The 18611-nt window shown below is 73.9% G+C and carries 18 protein-coding genes and 3 tRNA genes; 7 read left to right on the top strand and 14 right to left on the bottom strand.

Going from position 1 to position 18611, the window contains the following annotated elements; genetic code table 11:
* Window positions 1–93: 93 nt before the first annotated feature.
* From M8330_RS12520 to M8330_RS12510, 3 genes are all read right to left on the bottom strand, one after another.
* On the bottom strand, window positions 94–1899 hold the full coding sequence (locus M8330_RS12520) for a hypothetical protein (RefSeq protein WP_372490209.1): 1806 nt from the start codon (window positions 1897–1899) through the stop codon (window positions 94–96).
* Window positions 1794–3341, bottom strand: a complete 1548-nt coding sequence (locus M8330_RS12515; RefSeq protein WP_250827597.1) for a hypothetical protein — start codon at window positions 3339–3341, stop codon at window positions 1794–1796. Before M8330_RS12515 ends, M8330_RS12520 begins: the two co-directional genes overlap by 106 nt.
* 302 nt (window positions 3342–3643) lie before the next feature.
* Window positions 3644–3716, bottom strand: a tRNA-Arg gene (locus M8330_RS12510).
* Window positions 3717–4170: 454 nt separating this feature from the next.
* Here M8330_RS12510 and M8330_RS12505 point away from each other — a divergent pair.
* Together M8330_RS12505 and M8330_RS12500 are read left to right on the top strand one after the other, a co-directional pair.
* The gene (locus M8330_RS12505) at window positions 4171–6033 is read left to right on the top strand and encodes a phosphoenolpyruvate carboxykinase (GTP) (protein WP_250827596.1); all 1863 of its coding nucleotides are present in this window, start codon (window positions 4171–4173) and stop codon (window positions 6031–6033) included.
* Between the two features lie 185 nt (window positions 6034–6218).
* The gene (locus M8330_RS12500; protein WP_250827595.1) at window positions 6219–7241 is read left to right on the top strand and encodes a LuxR family transcriptional regulator; all 1023 of its coding nucleotides are present in this window, start codon (window positions 6219–6221) and stop codon (window positions 7239–7241) included.
* A 277-nt stretch (window positions 7242–7518) separates the two neighbouring features.
* Here M8330_RS12500 and M8330_RS12495 read toward each other — a convergent pair whose 3' ends face one another.
* The 3 genes from M8330_RS12495 to M8330_RS12485 form a co-directional block, all read right to left on the bottom strand.
* Window positions 7519–7656: a hypothetical protein gene (locus M8330_RS12495; protein WP_250827594.1), complete on the bottom strand. Its 138-nt coding sequence runs from the start codon at window positions 7654–7656 to the stop codon at window positions 7519–7521.
* A 405-nt stretch (window positions 7657–8061) separates the two neighbouring features.
* Window positions 8062–8152: transfer RNA gene (locus M8330_RS12490), tRNA-Ser, on the bottom strand.
* A 96-nt stretch (window positions 8153–8248) separates the two neighbouring features.
* A complete protein-coding gene (locus M8330_RS12485; RefSeq protein ID WP_250827593.1) occupies window positions 8249–8710 on the bottom strand; it encodes a hypothetical protein in 462 nt (153 codons plus the stop codon).
* A gap of 99 nt (window positions 8711–8809) precedes the next feature.
* Between M8330_RS12485 and M8330_RS12480 the strand changes: the two genes are divergently transcribed.
* Window positions 8810–8897: transfer RNA gene (locus tag M8330_RS12480), tRNA-Ser, on the top strand.
* 36 nt (window positions 8898–8933) lie between these two features.
* On the opposite strand, the gene M8330_RS12475 is transcribed toward M8330_RS12480, so the two are convergent.
* The 3 genes from M8330_RS12475 to M8330_RS12465 form a co-directional block, all read right to left on the bottom strand.
* A complete protein-coding gene (locus tag M8330_RS12475; RefSeq protein WP_250827592.1) occupies window positions 8934–9161 on the bottom strand; it encodes a biotin/lipoyl-binding carrier protein in 228 nt (75 codons plus the stop codon).
* 52 nt (window positions 9162–9213) lie between these two features.
* Window positions 9214–10524 carry a hypothetical protein gene (locus tag M8330_RS12470; protein WP_250827591.1) on the bottom strand — a complete coding sequence of 437 codons (1311 nt, stop codon included), beginning with the start codon at window positions 10522–10524 and terminating at the stop codon, window positions 9214–9216.
* A 134-nt stretch (window positions 10525–10658) separates the two neighbouring features.
* Window positions 10659–11474, bottom strand: a complete 816-nt coding sequence (locus M8330_RS12465; protein WP_250827590.1) for a carbon-nitrogen hydrolase family protein — start codon at window positions 11472–11474, stop codon at window positions 10659–10661.
* A 56-nt stretch (window positions 11475–11530) separates the two neighbouring features.
* Here M8330_RS12465 and mobA point away from each other — a divergent pair, with 56 nt between their 5' ends.
* The 4 genes from mobA (at window position 11531) to M8330_RS12445 (ending at window position 14317) form a co-directional block, all read left to right on the top strand.
* Window positions 11531–12169, top strand: a complete 639-nt coding sequence (gene mobA, locus M8330_RS12460) for a molybdenum cofactor guanylyltransferase (protein ID WP_250827589.1) — start codon at window positions 11531–11533, stop codon at window positions 12167–12169.
* Between the two features lie 75 nt (window positions 12170–12244).
* Window positions 12245–12559, top strand: a complete 315-nt coding sequence (locus tag M8330_RS12455) for a DUF6457 domain-containing protein (RefSeq protein ID WP_250053480.1) — start codon at window positions 12245–12247, stop codon at window positions 12557–12559.
* Window positions 12560–12608: 49 nt separating this feature from the next.
* Window positions 12609–13586, top strand: a complete 978-nt coding sequence (locus M8330_RS12450) for an NAD(P)H-quinone oxidoreductase (protein ID WP_250827588.1) — start codon at window positions 12609–12611, stop codon at window positions 13584–13586.
* Between the two features lie 86 nt (window positions 13587–13672).
* On the top strand, window positions 13673–14317 hold the full coding sequence (locus M8330_RS12445; RefSeq protein ID WP_250827587.1) for a bacterial proteasome activator family protein: 645 nt from the start codon (window positions 13673–13675) through the stop codon (window positions 14315–14317).
* A gap of 30 nt (window positions 14318–14347) precedes the next feature.
* On the opposite strand, the gene M8330_RS12440 is transcribed toward M8330_RS12445, so the two are convergent.
* The 5 genes from M8330_RS12440 to serS are packed head-to-tail and all read right to left on the bottom strand — an operon-like array spanning window position 14348 to window position 18534.
* Window positions 14348–14980, bottom strand: coding sequence for a hypothetical protein (locus M8330_RS12440; RefSeq protein ID WP_250827586.1), 633 nt, complete (start codon window positions 14978–14980; stop codon window positions 14348–14350).
* A 17-nt stretch (window positions 14981–14997) separates the two neighbouring features.
* Window positions 14998–15804, bottom strand: coding sequence for an HAD family hydrolase (locus M8330_RS12435; protein WP_250827585.1), 807 nt, complete (start codon window positions 15802–15804; stop codon window positions 14998–15000).
* Window positions 15801–16328, bottom strand: coding sequence for a GNAT family N-acetyltransferase (locus M8330_RS12430; RefSeq protein ID WP_250827584.1), 528 nt, complete (start codon window positions 16326–16328; stop codon window positions 15801–15803). The genes M8330_RS12435 and M8330_RS12430 overlap by 4 nt, the downstream gene beginning before the upstream one ends.
* A 20-nt stretch (window positions 16329–16348) precedes the next feature.
* The gene (locus M8330_RS12425) at window positions 16349–17221 is read right to left on the bottom strand and encodes an HAD family hydrolase (protein WP_250827583.1); all 873 of its coding nucleotides are present in this window, start codon (window positions 17219–17221) and stop codon (window positions 16349–16351) included.
* Window positions 17218–18534, bottom strand: a complete 1317-nt coding sequence (serS, locus tag M8330_RS12420; protein WP_250827582.1) for a serine--tRNA ligase — start codon at window positions 18532–18534, stop codon at window positions 17218–17220. Before serS ends, M8330_RS12425 begins: the two co-directional genes overlap by 4 nt.
* Window positions 18535–18611: the final 77 nt, after the last annotated feature.

Genomic DNA, 18611 nt, shown 5'->3' with positions numbered 1-18611 from the left:
ATCAATTTCAGAGAGATCCGCAGCACGGCCCCGACCCGACAGATGTCAGGCCGGGGCCGTGGGTCCGCCCGTCGGGCGGGGGGCTGGAGAGGCTCAGACGACGCGGTCGCCCTCAGCCGTCTCCAGGTCCGCCCAGACGTCCTGGGCGCGGGGGCCGACGAAGCGGTCGGCGCCGGGGCCACCGGCGAGGTCGTCCACGTCGCCGCCGCCGGCGAGGAGGTCGTCCCCGCGTCCGGCAGCCAGGTCGTCCGGGCCGTCACCGCCGACGAGCACGTCGTCGCCTCCCCCGCCGCGCAGCACGTCCGCACCCGCACGTCCGAGCAGGACGTCGGGGCCCTCGGTGCCGGTCAGGACGTCCGCGCCGGGCCCGCCCACGTGCACCTGCACGACCTCGCGCACCGTCTGGTCATCGAGGACGGCGGTCACCCTGAGGGCGGCCGTGCCCGCGTCCTCACCGCGCGGCACCAGGGCGAGGGTCCGGCTGCGCCCCTCGCCTCGCGGCTGCAGCGGCTGCTGCTGGAGCACCGGGTCGCCGGCGGAGGCGACCGTCACCGTCGCGTCCTCGGCCCCGTCGCCGGTCAGGGCGACCCGGTAGGTGACCCGCTCGCCGGTGACCCGGCCGGCCTCGAGCCGCACGCCCAGCGGCGTCGGCTCCCGCACCGTGCTGGTGGCGACCACCGCCCGGGCGAGGGTGACGGTGTCCAGGTCCGGGCCGTAGGCCTCGTCGTTGCCCAGCACGAGGTCGCCGCCGACGGTCGTGAGGGTCACGGGCACGGAGGTGTCCCAGAAGCTCGACCACGAGTAGTTGTGCCGGAACGGCACCCGCGTGCTCGAGCCCCCGACCTCGTCGACGTCGAGGAACCGCGAGACGACCTGGGGGTTGTAGTTGATCCCGCTCACCCGCTCGGCGTTGGCGTAGCCGAACGTCAGCACGTAGTCGTCGGCACCCAGCGCCGTCGGCCGGGTCAGGGTGAGCGTGTTGCCCGGCCCGTTCCCGACGTCCACGACCTTGGTCACCGCGCCCGAGGCGTCCGCGGAGCCGTTGGACCCGACGTTCGCGGGGATCGTGCTCGCGTGGGCGTTGCCGGCGGCCTGCAGGTCCTCGGCCTCGAGGGCCAGGACGTCGGCGGTGTCGGCGTCCGCGGCCACCTGGTCGGGGCCGCGCAGGGTGGTCAGGTCGTCGAGCAGCACGCCGGCGTCGGAGGAGACCTGCACCTCGTGGACGCCCTCGGAGAGCCACGCCCGCACCGTGGTCGTCCACGTGCCGGCCCGCTCGGGGCTCGCGCGGTGGACGACCCGCCCGTCGAGGGTGACCGTCACGTCCGAGCCGCCCGTCGTGGCGTAGCGCAGCGCCAGGTCCTGGTAGCCGGCGCCCGCGTTGGCCGTGTAGAAGGTGGCGGTCCCGCCGTCGGCCAGCCGGGCCGTGCCGGCGGTGGCCGGGTCGGCCCAGTCGAGGTTCGCGCCGCCCGAGAGCCGTGCGTCCGTCGCGGGGTAGGTGGCCTGCTCGCCGGCGGTCACGTCGTAGAGGTCCATCCTGTCCAGCGTGATGTCGGCCCCGGGGAGGACGTCGGTGCCGTTGCGGCTGGCCCGCAGGGAGAGCGTGTGCTGCCCGGCGGTCAGCGGGAGGTCCACCAGGGCCGTGCCGCGATAGCTCCAGCCGAGGTTCGCGCCGTAGTGGACGAGGGTGGCGAGCTCGCCGTCCACGAAGAGGGCGTGCACGCCCGGCGCCTGGTTGGCCCCGCTGAGCACGCTCAGCCGGTAGTCGCCGGTGCTCGGCGCAGTGACGTCCCAGGTCACGGACGAGGCGGCGTTGTTGAACCCGCCCACGTCACGACCGGACGAGGCGGGCAGCTCCCAGGCGAAGTGGTTGTCGTGGGAGTAGACCGAGGCGCCGGCCACCGTGGCGTCCTCGGCCTCCGTGGAGTCGACGAGCGACGTGGAGACCGGCAGCGACGTGGCGGCCACCGGCGTGACCCGCACCTGGTAGGCGGTGGTGTCGAGCGAGTTCGGATGGTCACCGAGACCGCCCCGTCCACCACGTCGACGTCCTGGGCCAGCACCACGGGCGGCTCGAGGGTGTCGCCCTCCTTGCCGTTGAGACGAGCGGCCCGTACCTGCACGTGCAACCGTCCGCCGAACGTCACCGCGTCGACACCGGACACGTCGACGGTGATGTCCTGGGTGGAGCCGCCGACCAGCACCGTGGCCTCGCGGTCGTCACGGTCGACGGTGGCGATCGCCTGGAGGCTGCGCAGCCGGTTCAGCACCGGCGGCGTCACCTCGACGGTGTCGCTGCCGGCCAGGTCGCCGTACCACTTCAGCAGCCACCAGCCCGGGTTCGCGCCGTTGGTGCGCGAGGAGTTGTCGTCGAGGTTGCCGGCGTAGTTCCAGTAGGCGGTCTGCGCGTCGACCTTCTCGTCCTCGAGCACCGACATCCACTGGAGCAGGTAGGCCGGGGTGCCCATGTCGTTGCTCAGGCCGTACTCGGTGACGTTGACGGGGACCTCGGGCTCGCCGAGGCCGTCGAGGATGCCCCGATAGGTCGCCATGTTCGAGCGGAACTGGTCCAGCGACCAGTCCTGGAGCACGTGGAAGACGAAGACGTCGGGCATCTCGTCCTGGGCGGAGGCGTAGGTGAGGAGGTCGCGTGTGCGGTCCTCGTGCCAGACGGCGTCACCGGGCCCGCCGACCCGGGCGTGACCCAGGCCGTGCGCGGCGTAGACGTCCTGGATGACGTCGTAGGTGGCGGTCCAGTCGGCGAGGAACCGGTCGCGCATCGCGCCCCAGTCCTGGTACCACTGCCCGTCCGGCTCGTTGAACGGGATGAAGACGTACGCCTCCGGGTGCGCCGAGGTCGTGGCGACCTTCTCCACGGCCGTGCGGACCACGTCGAGGTAGTCCCAGCTGCCGTCGCCGTCCTCGTCACCCGGGCGCACGCCCCCGTGGTAGGGCCAGTCCGGGTAGTCGTCCTGGAGGTAGACGTACATGTCCTCCCCCGCGCCGGCGAAGAAGCTCCGCTCGACCTCGAGGGCGTCCCCGTTGGGGTGCTGCTCCCCGTCCGGGGACTTCTGCGAGACGTTGGTGATCCGCGCGCCGTTGACCACGGACTGCGAGGGCACCCCCTCGTCGCTGAGTGCGTACAGGCCACCGCTGGCCCCGCCGCGGAACGCGCCCGTCGCCTGCCCGAGGTCGACCTCGATGGTCTCGCCCCCGGCGGCCGCGGCGGGTCCGGCGGTGCCGACGACGCCGACGACGCCCAGCGCGCTCGCGGCCAGCGACCCGGCCACTGCCGACGCGACGAGCCCCCGGCGGCTGCCGACCCTGCGTTGCTGCTGTCTCATCCGTGCTCCCTGCTCCTCCGCCGTGCCCGGGTCGCCCCCGATGGCCGACCTGCGCCGGACCCGGCTTCTGCGCCGCCGCCGTCTGTGGCGTCGGTCACACGGAGATAGCGCTATCAGAAAGCGCTATCAAAAGGCAAGGAGCAAGGCCTGGGACCGGAACGCCGCCGTCGGCTGCAGAGCGCGCTCGTGGCGCCGACCACCGAGGGCGGGCGCGCGCCGCCGCGACACCGGGAGGGGCGGCGCCCGGAGGAGAAAATGTCGAAGGCCCGCTGGACTGGTGTCCAGCGGGCCTTCGGGTGCTGCGCGCCTGTAGGGATTCGAACCCCAAACCTTCTGATCCGTAGTCAGATGCTCTATCCGTTGAGCTACAGGCGCCCGTCTCATCGCTTGCGCGGTGCGACCAGAAGAGATTAGCGCAGGTCCCATCCAGGTCCCAATCGCGCCCGGCCACGGCGCCCGCCGCCCGCCGGCCACGGCTCGCGCAGCCTTCCGCCCCTCACTCCTCCAGCGTCCGGCAGCGCCGCTCGGGATGCCACCCAGAACGGGCCGGAAACGGGCATGACACCTGTCCCGCAACAGTGGCACGAGACATTGTGATCCACGTCTCCGGTCTTGGCTCGTTCTAATAGTCGGACGCTAATGTCCGCTGTATGGTCACCGGCACCCCGTACGGCGGTGAGACATCCGTGCGGGGAACGCACCGACCCCGCGTCGACGAAGCCGCGCGGAAGACGTCCCGCGGGCCCCCGGGCTCGCACCACGACGAGTCCGGACCCGGGCACGGACCGGGCAGGGCCCACGCTCCGGCGTGAGAAGGCGAGAGCACCAGATGACCGCGATCCTCGAGACCGAGGACACCACCGGCGCCACGCCGCTGGAGCAGGCCGCGCCGACCAGCCACCGCGGCATCCTGGACTTCGTGGCCGAGGTGGCCGCGCTGACCCAGCCCGACGAGATCCACTGGTGCACCGGCTCGGACCAGGAGTGGACCGAGCTCACCGACTTCCTCGTCTCGGTCGGCACGTTCACCCGCCTGAACCCGGAGCGGATGCCGAACAGCTTCCACGCCGCGTCCGACCCGATCGACGTCGCCCGCGTCGAGGACCGCACCTACATCTGCTCCGTGGCCGAGCGCGACGCCGGCCCCACCAACAACTGGATGGCGCCCGCCGAGATGAAGGCGCGCATGCGCGGCCTCTACGACGGCTGCATGCGCGGGCGCACCATGTACGTCATCCCGTTCGTCATGGGCCACCTCGACGCCGAGCGCCCGATGTTCGGCATCGAGGTCACCGACTCGGCCTACGTCACCGCCTCCATGCGGGTCATGTCCCGGATGGGCACCGACGTGCTGCGCCGGATGGAGGAGCTCGAGGCCGACTTCGTCCAAGCGGTCCACTCCGTGGGGCACCCGCTCGAGCCCGGCGAGGCCGACGTGGCGTGGCCGTGCAACGAGGTCAAGTACATCTCGCAGTTCCCCGAGGAGCGCGCGATCTGGTCCTTCGGCTCGGGCTACGGCGGCAACGCCCTGCTGGGCAAGAAGTGCTACGCCCTGCGCATCGCCTCCGCCATGGCGCGCGACGAGGGCTGGCTGGCCGAGCACATGCTCATCCTCAAGCTCACCAGCCCCGCCGGCTCGGTGAAGTACGTCGCCGCGGCCTTCCCCAGCGCGTGCGGCAAGACCAACCTCGCCATGCTCGAGCCGACCATCCCCGGGTGGAAGGTCGAGACGCTCGGGGACGACATCGCGTGGATGCGACGCGGCGAGGACGGACGCCTCTGGGCGGTGAACCCCGAGAACGGCTTCTTCGGCGTGGCACCGGGCACCAACTGGCACACCAACCCGAACGCCATGCGCACCATCGCCAAGGGCTCCTCGGTCTTCACCAACGTCGCGCTCACCGACGACGGCGACGTCTGGTGGGAGGGGCTGGAGAACCCGCCGGCCCACGCCACGTCGTGGAAGGGCGAGGACTGGTCCCCCGACAGCGAGGAGCTGTCGTCCCACGCCAACAGCCGCTACTGCACCCCGATCCGCCAGTGCGACATCCTCGCGCCCGAGTTCGACGACCCGCGGGGGGTGCCGATCGACGCCATCCTCTTCGGCGGACGCCGGCGCACCACCGTCCCCCTGGTCTTCGAGTCGCGCGACTGGAACCACGGCACGTTCCTCGGCGCCACCCTCTCCTCCGAGACCACGGCGGCCGCCACCGGCGCGGTCGGCGTCGTGCGGCGCGACCCCATGGCGATGCTGCCGTTCATCGGCTACAACGCCGGCGACTACTTCGGCCACTGGGTCGACATGGGCAAGCACGCGGACGCCGCCAAGATGCCGCGCATCTTCTACGTGAACTGGTTCCGCCGCGCCCGCCTCGAGGACGGCGGCGACGGCGGCTTCCTGTGGCCCGGCTTCGGCGAGAACAGCCGCGTGCTCAAGTGGGTGGTCGAGCGGATCGAGGGCGAGGCCGCTGCGGTGGAGACGCCCATCGGGCACGTGCCGACGCCGGAGTCCCTCGACACCGACGGTCTCGAGATGACCGCCGCCGAGCTCGAGGCCGCCCTGGCCGTGGACGCCGACGAGTGGCGTGCGGAGCTGCCGCAGATCGAGGAGTGGTTCGCGAGGTTCGGCGACGACCTGCCCAGCGTGCTGCGCGACGAGCTGGAGGGCCTGCGGGCCCGCCTGGGTGCGTGAGGCTTCCCCCCGCCCTTCACGCACCATCCCCATCGCGACCCCGGACGGCAACGGCGCCGTCCGGGGTCGTGGCGCGTCCATGCGTCGAGTCGTTCCACCGTGGGTAGGAGTCCTCTGTGGGAACATGCGACGCGTGGGGCGTCGCCGCCTGCCGTCCCACGTCCCCGACCCACCAGGAGCGCGAAGTGACGACCCTCGGCCCGGAGGAGCGCGCGCTGTTCGAGTCGGCCGGCGTCCCGCTCTACGAGGACGTGCTGGCCGCCGGCGGCATGGCCGTGGACGACGTCCGCCTCGGCGAGGGTTCCTCCGAGCAGCGCGCCTTCGAGCTCCTCGTCGAGCTCGGGCTGCTGCGCCTGGATGCCGACAACCAGCGCTGGCACGCCGACGACCCCGCCACGGTGCAGTCCCGCGTCGTGGCACCCATGAACGTGGAGTCGACCCGCCTGCTGACGGAGTCGACCGAGTGGGCCCGCGCCTTCACCGGCATCGGCCAGGCGTGGCGCCGCACCCCGCACGCCGACGGGCCGGGCCCGGTCACCTACCTGCGCGACGGCGCGATCGGGCGGTTCCTCACCGCCATGGTGGCCGACGCGGAGAGCGAGATCCTCACCGCGCAGCCCCAGGCGGGACGCGACGCGCAGACCCTGGCCGCCGCGGTGCTGCGCGACACGGCGGCCCTCGAGCGCGGCGTCTCGCTGCGCACGCTCTACCAGCACTCCGCCCGCCGCTCGACCGTCACCTCCCAGTACGTGCAGGAGGTCACCGAGCGCGGCGCCGAGGTGCGGACGTTGGACGAGTTCTTCAACCGGATGATCGTGGCCGACCGTCGCGTCGCCGTGATCCCGAACGGGGAGGACCTCCGCGTCGCCGTCGCGGTGCGGGAGCCGTCCGTCGTCGCCTACCTCGTCGACGTCTTCGAGCGCTCCTGGGAGCGCGGCCGGCCCTTCACCAACAAGGAGACCGGCACGATGCGGACGATCGCGGGCGAGCAGCGCGCGATGACGATCCGGATGCTGATCGAGGGCCACGCCGACCCGGCAGCCGCCAAGCGGCTGGGCGTCTCCCCGCGCACGTACGCGGGCTACGTGGCCGACCTCAAGACCGAGTTCGACGCCGAGACCCGCTTCCAGCTCGGCTGGAAGATGGGCCGGCTGGGCCTCACCGGCGAGGACGACGACCCCGAGCCGGGCACCACCGGACGCGACTGAGCCGGACGCGACTGAGCCGGACGCGACCGACGAGAACGCGACTGAGCCGCACCCGCCGAGGGAGGGTGCGGCTCAGCCCGTCCGGAGGAGGCCCCGCCGAGGGGCGAGCGTCCTCCGGAAAGAGGACACCCCGGCACACCTGCTCTGCGAGGGAGAGCGGGGGGACCGGGGCGTACTCACCTGAAAGCGCACAGGCGCCGGAATCAACCCGACGCCTGGTGCTCCGAGATCCTGGGCCTCGGTCCACGCCCGAGAGGCGGACCGACGACCCCGGAAGTCACTTGACGATCTTGCAGTACCCGCCGCAGCCCCAGCTGGTGTCGACGGCCTGAGCGGGAGCAGTGGTCACGGCGGCCAGGCCGAGACCGAGGGCGGCGGTAGCAACGACGATGCCGGCCTTGCGAACGATCTTCATGATGCGTGGTCCTCTCGTGTCCTCAATGGGGGGGAATCACGACAAGAGTGCGGCCGCAGGTGTCGGCTTGGCGATGTTTCTGGTGCCTCATGTCTGTGCAGTGCAGAAACTTGCAACATGGGCCGGGACCTGCGGAAACGTCCCAGGGAGGGGATCGATGCAGGGCGTCCCTGCACCGTAGCGAGACCGCGCTCACCCTTCCAGTCCTTGCCCGGGCGTGTCCTGTTCCTGGGCACGGTTCGGTGCACGTGCGTTCCACACGTCCGGCCGCGGCCGACCGGCGCGGCACGCCCGGGCAGGCCGGCGGGCCTCCGGAACGACGAGACCGGCCCGGCCCCCGATCTCTCGGGGGCCGGGCCGGTCCTGCTGCGACTTCGTCGCTCGGGCCCGTGGTGGGCCCCACTGCGGAGGCGGAGGGATTTGAACCCTCGATGGGGTTGTAGCCCCAAACCCGCTTAGCAGGCGGGCGCCATAGACCTGACTAGGCGACGCCTCCTCGCGCACGACGAGGTTACCGTCCCGACACGGATGGTGCCGAATCAGGTCCCCCCGGGCGGCCCGTCGGCCGTCATCCGGCGGGTCAGCGGGCGGGTCAGCGCCGCCCGAGGCGGGTGATCATCTCGGTCACGAACAGCTCGCGGTCGTAGGCCAGCGCAGCGACCGGGATGCGGGTGGTCCGCCCGTCCTGGAGGTGCAGGCCGAGCACCGCGACGCCCTGCGGGGTGGACGTGGAGACCCGCTCGACCTCCTGCCAGGTGGCTGCCCGCTCCCCGACGCCACGGACGACGCCGACGCGGTACCCCGCCTCGTCCACGCGCACGACCCAGGCGCGCGCGAACAGCCACCACGCGAGCACGGCCGAGACGACCACGCCGACGGCCGCCACCACGCCGACGACCCACCCCGGCACGGGGGTGAGGGCGACGACCAGGAGCGTGGCGAGGGTCAGCAGCGCGGTCAGCACGAGCGCCACGCCGGTGAGCCGCAGCGCGATGGCCGGCGCGAGCCGGTACGTGTGGGGCGTCGGTGCCGGGGGCGTCTGCTGCTCGCTCACGCGCTCATCCTCCCGGACGCCGGCGGGCGGCCGCGACGCGGGTCGAGCCGCCCCGTAGGATGCGCGGGTCCGCGGGCGCGCCTGGCACGCCGGCGGCACGGAGGGGTGCCGGAGTGGCCGATCGGAACCGCCTTGAAAGCGGTCGTGGGGAGACCCACCGCGGGTTCGAATCCCGCCCCCTCTGCCACACGGGCTCGGGACCGGGTGGGGGACCCGGCAGCGCTCAGGAGAGCGTGACCAGCGGGTCGCCCTCCTGGACGACGTCCCCCGGGGAGACCTTGATGGCCTTCACCGTGCCGGCGGTCTCGGTGAGGACGGGGATCTCCATCTTCATCGACTCCAGCAGCACCACGGTGTCGCCCGCGGCGACCTTCTGACCGACCTCGACGGGCACGGACAGCACGTTGGCCACCATCTCGGCGAGGATCTCGTTGACGTGTTCACGCGGCACGTCGCTCACCGTAGCCGTTACCGGCGCGTACCCCGGCCCCGGGGCGCGGCCCTCAGCGCAGCGGGCGGGTGCGCCGCGGCTCCGGGCGGACGGCGGCGGCCTCCTCGGCCCGGCGCGAGCCGCGGCCGCCCTTGGGGCCGGTGAGCGCCAGGTCGAGCCGGATCACCAGGAAGCCGATGACGAGCCCGACGACGAGCCCGTAGAGGGTGGAGAGGCCGGCCTCGGAGAGCGAGACCCGTGCGTGCGCCAGCGCCCCGGCGACGGGCGCGGTGGCGGCCACGCCGAACGCGCACATCCACCAGCCCTGCCGGCGGCGGGCCCGCATGTGGCAGCCCCAGGCGAGCGCCGGCACGCCGAGGATGGTCTCCAGGGGCCGCGGGAAGGCCCCGAGGTGCAGCCGGGTCCAGCGGACCGCGTCCAGCAGGTCGGAGACCATCGCCCCCGGACCGTAGCGGCGCAGCGCCTCGGCGTAGGCCACGCCCACGACCAGCACCACCGAGCCGGAGACGACGGCCACGAGGCCGCGGCGGCCCAGGCCGTGCAGGCCGGCGGCCAGGCCGCGCACCAGCACCAGGGCGCCGACCAGCGACAGGCCCAGCACGAGGTAGTCGAACCGCGGCACCGAGAGGCCCGGGCCCCAGCCGACCACGGCGAACGAGCCGACGGTCGCGACCAGCAGCGCGATCGCGGCCTCGCGGGCCGCGTCCAGCACGCTCTTGGCCGGCACGGTCACGAGCACGCCGAGCAGGGCGGCCACGACCGCGGTCATCACGGCGGCCCCGTTGCGCAGGACCGGTTCGTCCAGCCACCACGTGGCGCCACCGATCAGCGCGGCCAGCGTGCCGAAGACGAGGGGACGACCGCCGGTACGGGCCGCGAGCGCCCACGAGTAGGCGGAGGTCATCACGAGCGAGCCGAGGGTCCCGAGCCACGCCGGCCCCACGGGCACGACCGTGGCGACGAGGCAGCCCAGCGCACCCAGCACGAGCACCCACCAGCCGGTGACCGGCACGCGGGAGGCGGCCAGGCGGCGGTACCACGACGGACGGCGGGGCGCGTCCTCGTCCTCCTCGGCCACCAGGCCGGCACCCGACACGGGGTCGGACGCAGGATCGGACGCGGGATCGGACGCGGGATCGGAGCTGCTCGCGGCGTCGACCGGGACCGGGCGCGGCGCCGCGTCCGGGACGGAGCGCGTGGGGCCCGGCTCCTCGACGCGCGGTGGGAGCGGCGCGGGAGCGATCGGCTCCGGCTGGGCCGCCACCCCGACGGAGGCTGCGGCGGTGTCGGCGGCACCGGGCCCGAGGCCGACAGCGCCGGGCACGACGCCCGTGCCCGTGGCGGCCGGGGCGCCCCCGGTCACGCCGGAGACCTCCGGCAGGGACGGCCTGGCAGCACGGCTGCCACCGAGGGGTCGCTCGACTCGCGCGCGGCCGAAGCGACGTGGCTTCTCGGCGCGCCGACGGGGTGCGGCTCGACGGGACACGACCAGCCAGGTTACAGGCGACGGTTGCTCAGCGACGGGTTGGTGCGACGTGCCTCGGCGAGCCTGACGGCGTCCACCTCGGCCCGCAGCACCGTGGGCCCTTCCCCGGCCTCGGCGAGCACGTCGCCGAGCGGGTCCACGACCAGGGAGTGACCGCTGTAGCGGGGCCCGGGCTGGCCGCAGGCGAGCACGTGCACCGTGTTCTCGATGGCCCGGGCCCGCACGAGGGTGCGCCAGTGGTCGACCTTGCGGTCTCCGGCCACCCAGGCGGCGGGCACGACGAGCGCCTCGGCGCCGGCGTCGACCAGTCTCCGCGCGAGCTCGGGGAAGCGGAGGTCGTAGCAGGTCATCAGGCCCACGCGGACGCCGCCGACCTCGACGACGGCGGGCTCGTCGAGCGGCCCGGCGGTCAGCCGGTCGGACTCGCGGTAGCCGAAGGAGTCGTAGAGATGGATCTTGCGGTACTCGGCCGTGGCTCCGCCCCGGACCAGCAGCGTGTTGTACGGGCGCGCCGGGTCGGGCGAGGTCTCGATCATCCCCGCGACCACCGTGGTGCCGCGCGCCGCCGCCACCCGCGCCAGCTCGGTGCCGAAGGGCCCGTCGACGGCCTCGGCGAAGGGGGCGACGTCGGAGCCGGCCGCACCGAAGTCGCGGGCGAAGACCTCGGGGAGCACGACCAGGTCGGCGTCGTCGGGGACGAGGTCCGCCAGCCGTCCTCGGTTCTCGGCGGGCTCCAGCCCGGCGGCCTCCTGCACCAGCGCCACCCGCAGCACGGGGGCGGGCGCACCGGTGCCGTCGACGGTGCCTGCGGTCGCTGCTGCGCTCATGGGCCCCACTGTGCCAGGCGGGCGGGTCGCGTTCACGGTCGTGCCAGGCTGACCCCGTGGACTCCTCGCCGCCCTGCTCCGCCTCCTTCTCCGCCTCTTTCTCCGCCCCCTTCTCCGCGCTGGTGCTCGCGGGCGGACGCGGCAGCCGGCTGGGCGGGCGGGACAAGGGAGCGCTGGCCGGCGAGGACGGTCGCACGCTGCTCCAGCGCGCCCTGGCCGCGGTGGCCGGGGCGCACCGCGTGGTGGTGGTCGGCGAGCCCGACCCGGCCGCCCTGCCCCCGGGCACGCTGGTCGCCCGCGAGGACCCGCCGCTGGGCGGCCCGGCGGCCGCCACCCTGGCGGGGCTCGACCGGCTCGAGGCGCCCGACGCCGCCGGCTGGGTCCTGGTGCTGGCCGTGGACATGCCGCACGTGCACGCCGGCACGGTGGCCCGGCTGCTCGAGGCCGCCGCGACCTCCGGCACCGACGGCGCGCGCCTGCTCGACCCCGACGGCCGCCACCCGCTCGCGCTGGTCGTGGACGGACGCCGTCTGGCCGCCGTCCGACCCGACGCGGGCGACCCGCGGGCGGCCGACGGGCTGCCCCTGCGCCGCCTGCTGGCGCCGCTCGACCTCACGGCGGTGCCCACCGCGGGCGCCGAGCACCACGACGTCGACACCCCCGACGACCTGGCCGCCTGGCGTGCCGACGGGTAAAGGCGGCCACGAACCGGCTGTGGGTTCGCCCGACCTGCTTGCGGTGCAAGCGGTGACCTGCGCAGATTGGTCCCTGTGAACCTCCACGACTGGATCGACGAGCTCTGCGACGCCCTCGACCTCGACGCCGAGATCGACGAGGGCCTCGTGCTGGACATGACCCGCGTCGTCGCGCACGGCGTCGAGCGCCCCGCCGCGCCGATCAGCGCCTACCTGCTCGGCCTGGCCGCCGGCTCGAAGGGGCTGCTCGCCAAGCCGGAGGAGATCGAGGCGCTGGTCGAGAAGACCGTCGCGCTCGCCGAGGGGTGGGACCGCCCCGGCGGCGCGGAGCAGGACACCGAGGACGAGGCGGAGGAGCTCGAGGAGTCCGAGGTCGACGAGGAGGAGTGACGCACCGCAGGGGTGACCGGCGCGGCCGGCCCGCCCCTACGGTGGGGGCATGCGTGCCGTCGTCGCCACCGAGCCCGGAGGGCCCGAGGTCCTCAACGTCACCGACCTGCCGGACCCCGAGCCGGGCGAGGGCGAGGTCGTCCTCGACGTCGTCGCCGCCGGGCTGAACCGCGCGGACCTGCTCCAGCGGCAGGGCTTCTACCCGCCGCCGCCGGGCGCCTCCGAGGTGATCGGCATGGAGGTCTCCGGCCGCGTCTCGGCCGTCGGCGAGGGGGTCTCCGGCATCGAGGTCGGGGACGAGGCGTGCGCGCTGCTCGCGGGAGGCGGCTACGCCACGAAGGTCGCCGTGCCGGCCGGTCAGCTGCTGCCGGTGCCCCCGGGCGTGGACCTGGTGACGGCCGCCGCGCTGCCCGAGGTGGCCGCGACCGTCTACTCCAACCTCGTGCTCACCGCCGGGATGCGCAACGGGGACACCCTGCTCGTGCACGGCGGGTCCGGCGGCATCGGCTCGTTCGCGATCCAGCTGGCCGTCGCCTCCGGAGTCCGGGTGATCACCACCGCCGGCACCGCCGAGAAGCGGGCGTTCTGCCGCGACCTCGGCGCCGACGTGGTCGTCGACTACCACGAGGAGGACTTCGTCGAGGTCGTCCGCGAGGCCACCGACGGCGCGGGGGTGGACGTCGTCCTCGACAACATGGGCGCGAAGTACCTGATGCGCAACGTCGAGGTCCTGGCGCTGGACGGACGGCTCGTCGTCATCGGCATGCAGGGCGGCACCAAGGCCGAGCTGGACCTCAACGCCCTGCTGCGCAAGCGTGCCGGCGTGATCGCCACCAACCTGCGCGGCCGGTCCGTGGCCGAGAAGACCGAGATCTGCGCCGGCCTGGTCAAGGACGTGTGGCCGCTGGTCGCCGCCGGCACCGTGCGTCCGATCGTGGAGGGGACCTTCCCCCTCGAGCAGGCCGTCGACGCGCACCGCCTCATGACCGAGGGCAGCCACACCGGCAAGATCCTGCTCACCACCTGAGCGGCCGACCGAGCGCCCACCCAGGGTCCACACGAGCGGCCCGGACGGGCGAGCGCTGCCAGGGCGGGGCTGCCTAGGCTGGAGCCATGAGCGAGAGCGACGCCGACCAGCAGCCCCAGCAGGCCCAGGAGCCCGGCGAGCAGCACGTGGTCATCGTGGGCCCCGACGGCCAGCCCATGGCCACCGTCCCGGCCTCCGCGCTGCGCGGCGTCACCGCCGCCGGGCAGGCCCCGGCCGACGGCGAGAGCGACGACGAGGACGGGGACGAGGGCCGCAACCTCGCCGACCTGGTCGAGCAGCCCGCCAAGGTGATGCGGATCGGCACGATGATCCGCCAGCTCCTCGAGGAGGTGAAGGCGGCCCCGCTGGACGAGGCGAGCCGCCAGCGCCTCAAGGAGATCCACCAGGCCTCCATCACCGAGCTCGAGGCCGGCCTGGCCCCCGAGCTCGTGGAGGAGCTGCGCCGCCTCTCGCTGCCCTTCACCGAGGACGCGATCCCCTCCGAGCGTGAGCTGCGGATCGCCCAGGCCCAGCTCGTGGGCTGGCTCGAGGGCCTCTTCCACGGCATCCAGACCGCCATCTACGCCCAGCAGATGGCCGCCCGCGCCCAGATGGACCAGATGCGTCGCGGGCTGCCGCCGGGCCCGATGCCGGGCGGGCCGACCGGCGCCACCGGGGGCGGCCCGGAGCAGGGCGACGAGCACCACCGCAGCGGCGGCATGTACCTCTGAGGCTCCCCGGGCGCGTCGCGCCCGGGTGGGTCAGTGCCGCACGAAGCGGCGCAGGAGGCCGAGGCCGAGCAGGCCGACCAGGGCCATCGCGGCGCCCGGCGCGGCGATCCGCGCGAGGCTGCGCGGCTGGGTGACCTCGAGCGTGGTGAAGGTGGCGGCCTCGGGCTCGGCGGCCACGGGCGGGCGCGGGTTGGGGTAGATCTCGGAGATCTTCTCGTCCACGGCCGCCGTGAGCGGGGTGGTGCCGCCGTCGCCGGTGGCGACAAAGGTGCCGCCGTCGGTGGTGACGACGAACAGGAACGTCTCGCCCACGGCGAGCCGCCCCAGGTCGCAGCCGGTGCGGGTGCCGCCCTCGGTGACCACGGTGGCCTGCGTGCTGTCGACGCGGCTCTCGCCCTTGTAGACCAGGTCGACCTCGACCTCGTGGGTGATCTTGTTGCCCCGGCGCACGGGCAGCGGCTGCACCTCCAGCGAGGTGACGGTGCCGGAGAAGACCGCGGTCGCCTGGCGCACCTGCGTGCCGAGCGGCAGGTCGGCGCAGGTGTCCTTCGGCGCGGCGGAGGCCGCGGTGGCGGGCAGCACCACGAGGCTCGCGGCGAGCGCCAGCAGCACCGCGAGCGCGCCGAGGGGGCGCGCGAGGGCGGTAGGCAGGTGGCTCAGCACCCCTCCAGGGTGGCAGGTCACAGGTCGAACACTCCAGCCAGGACCTGGGCGACCCCGTCGTGGTCGTGCCCCGGAGCCACGTGGTCGGCGGCCTCGACGACGCTCGGGTGCGCGTCCGCCATGGCGTAGGAGGTGCCGGCCCAGCGGAGCATCTGGAGGTCGTTGGGCATGTCGCCGAAGGCGATCACCTCGTCCGGCTCCACCCCCAGGTCGGAGCAGAGCAGCGCCAGCGTCGTCGCCTTCGTGACGCCCGCGGCGCTCACCTCGAGCAGGGTGGTCGAGGACGACCAGGTGATGGTGAGGCTGCCGCCGGTCGCCTCCTCGGCGAGGTCCCAGAACTCCTGGGGGCCGAGCTCCTCGTGCCGGGCCAGCAGCTTCAGGGCCTGCGAGCCGGGCTCGTCGGTGAGCAGGTCGGCCATGGGGGCGCGGCGTGCGGTCTCGGGCAGCGGGAACCGCTCGACGAAGTCGGGTTCCACGTCCAGACCGCGCTGGCTCTCCACGCCGAACACGGTGCCGGGCACGGCGGCCCGCAGGGCCTCGCACCAGTCCAGCGCGGCGCGGGCCGGGATGCCGCGCACGGTGGTCGGCCGGTCGCGGCTGACGTCCCAGATCATCGCGCCGTTGGAGACCACGGCCAGGCCGTGGCTGCCCACGTGCCCGAAGACCTCACGGGCCCAGCGCAGCGGTCGGCCGGTCACGAACACCACCGGCACGTCGCGCTCGTCGAGGGCGAGCAGCACGTCCCGGGTGTAGACCGAGACCATCCCGTCGACGTCGCACAGGGTGCCGTCCAGGTCCGTGGCCACGAGGCGAGGGGTGCTCACGAGGCACCAGCATCCCGCACGGCGGCCGCGGGCGGAACCGGCCGGAGCATCACGAGGTGGCCGTCCTCGTCGGAGCCGCGCAGGCCCGTGAAGCCGCACCGGGCCAGCACCTTCAGCGAGGCGGCGTTCTCGGGGCGGACGGCGGCGCGCAGCCGCACCCCGCCCGGCAACGCCCCGGAGGCACCGAGCGCGTCGACGGCCGCCGTCAGGCCGGCCAGCGCCTCGGAGGCGAAGCCGTAGCCGTGCGCCTCGTCCACGAGGCCGTAGCCGACCTCGGTCTCGAGCACCGCGTCGCCGGCGTGCGGCTCGGGCGGGCCGAAGCAGCCGATCGAGCCCAGCACCGTGCGGCCGCGCACGATGCTGCGCGGCCCCCAGCCGTCGCCCTCGACCCAGAGCACCGCCGCGTCCTGGTCGTCGCGCCGCGGGAAGTCGGGGTGCCAGTCGGGGTGGCGGCGTCCCGCACGCAGCGCCGCCACGTCCTGGGCCGACCACAGCGGCAGCGCCAGCCGCTCCGTGCGCAGCACGGGGTCGGGCGCGGGGGTGCTCAGAAGTACCGCCCGATCTCGGTCGCGGCGCCGTCCTCGGTGACCGGGTGGGTCACCGCGTCGGCGGCCTCGACCACCTCGGGCACCGCCTGGCCCATCGCCACGCCGCGCCCGGCCCAGGCGAGCATCTCCAGGTCGTTGCGCCCGTCGCCGATGGCCAGCGTGTCGGCCGGGTCGACCCCGAGGTCGCGGGCCACCTCGTCGAGCCCGGAGGCCTTGGAGATGCCGGTGGGCGCCAGGTCGAGCCAGGCCGTCCAGCCGACGACGTAGTCGGTGCCGTGCAGGCCCAGGCGTCGGCCCAGGTCCACGAAGTCCTGTGCGGTCGCCTCGGGGTCACGCACGATGACGCGGCTGACCGGGGCGGCCACGATCTCCTCGACCGGGGTGATGGTCTGCGTGCCCGAGAGCTCGCCGTCGGGGAACGGCGCGGAGACCCGGTAGCCCTCGCCGCCGCGGTCCTCGACCGCGACGACCGCGTTCGGGTGCTCGCGCAGCACCGCCGCCACCGCGTCCGCGGCGTCGAAGGTGTGCTCGTGGGTCACCTCCATCGGCGGGTAGCGGAAGACCACCGCACCGTTGGACGCCACGACCCAGACCGGCTCGTCGGCGCCCAGGCCGAGCATGTCGGCGACCGGCGTCATGCCGTGCGGGGAGCGGCCCGAGGCCAGGACGACGTGGCAGCCGGCGTCCATGGCGCGGCGGACGGCGGCCCGCACCGGCTCGGTGACCTCGGCGTGGGTCTGGCCGGAGCCCTCGATCCACGACAGCAGGGTGCCGTCGATGTCGAGCGCGATCAGGCCCGGGCGCCAGCCGGGGGCCGGGTCCGGGCCCACGGCCGGGAGCGGACGCTGCGCGACGGGAGACTCGCTCACGCCTGCACCGCGTCGGCGGTGGCCGGGTGGACGGGGGTCAGCACCTCGAGCCCACCCAGGTAGGGCTGGAGCGCCTGCGGCACCCGCACCGAGCCGTCGGCCTGCTGGTGCTGCTCGAGCAGGGCGATGATCGGCCGGTTCACCGAGCACAGCGTGCCGTTGAGGGTGGCGATCGGGCCGGTGCTGGTGCCGCCCTCGTCCTTGGCGAAGCGACCGCGGGTGTCGAGGCGACGGGTCTGGAAGTCGGTGCAGTTCGAGGTCGAGGTGACCTCGCGGTACCGCTCCTGGCTCGGGATCCAGGCCTCGCAGTCGAACTTGCGGAAGGCCGAGAGACCGAGGTCGCCGGCGGCGACGTCGATGACCCGGTAGGAGAGCTCGAGGGCGTCGAGGAACTCCCGCTCCCACGCCAGCAGGCGCTCGTGCTCGGCCGGCGCCTCCTCCAGCGTGGTGTAGACGAACATCTCGACCTTGTCGAACCAGTGCACGCGGAAGATGCCGCGGGTGTCCTTGCCGTGGCTGCCGGCCTCCTTGCGGAAGCAGGGGCTGACCGCGGCGTAGCGGAACGGCAGCGCGTCCGCGTCCAGGATCTCCTCGGAGTGGTAGGCGGCCATCGGCACCTCGGAGGTGCCGACGAGGTACATGTCCTGCCCCTCGATCCGGTACACGTCGTCGGCGGCCTGGCCGAGGAAGCCGGTGCCCTCCATCGCCTTCGGCTTGACCAGCGACGGCGGGACGACCTCGATGAAGCCGTTGGCCTGCGCCATGTCGAGCGCCATCGCGATCAGCGCGCGGTGCAGGCGGGCACCGATGCCGGTGAAGAAGTAGAAGCGCGAGCCCGAGACCTTGGCACCGCGCTCGAGGTCGATCGCGGCGTGCATGCGGCCCAGCTCGACGTGGTCGCGCGGGGTGAAGCCCTCGGCGGCGAAGTCACGGATCTCGCCGACGGTCTCCAGCAGCGCGAAGTCCTCCTCGCCACCGGCCGGGGTGGGCTCGGCGGTGAGGTTCGGCATCGAGGAGAGGCACTCGTTCCAGGTCTCCTCGGCCTCCTTCTGGGCGGCCTCCGCAGCCTTCACCTCGGCGGCGAGCGCCTTGGTGCGGGCCAGCAGCTCGGCCTTCTCGTCCCCCTTGGCCTGGGCGACCTGCTTGCCCATCGACTTCTGCTCGGCGCGCTTGGACTCGAACTCGGCGATGGCGGCACGGCGGGCGGCGTCCGCGGCCAGGGAGCGGTCGACCACCTCGTCGGAGAGGCCGCGCTTGGCGAGCGAGGCACGGACGCGGTCGGGGTCGTCGCGCAGGACCTTGGGGTCGATCATGCCCCCGAGGCTAGCCGCCGGAGCCGTCACCGCTCACCTCGGATTCCCCAGGCCGCGCCGCGCCTGTGGAGAACGGT

Origin of the sequence: Nocardioides bruguierae (genome assembly GCF_023656415.1) — a bacterium.
Taxonomy (GTDB): Bacteria; Actinomycetota; Actinomycetes; order Propionibacteriales; family Nocardioidaceae; genus Nocardioides; species Nocardioides bruguierae.
This window is presented reverse-complemented; position numbering and strand designations above follow the sequence as displayed.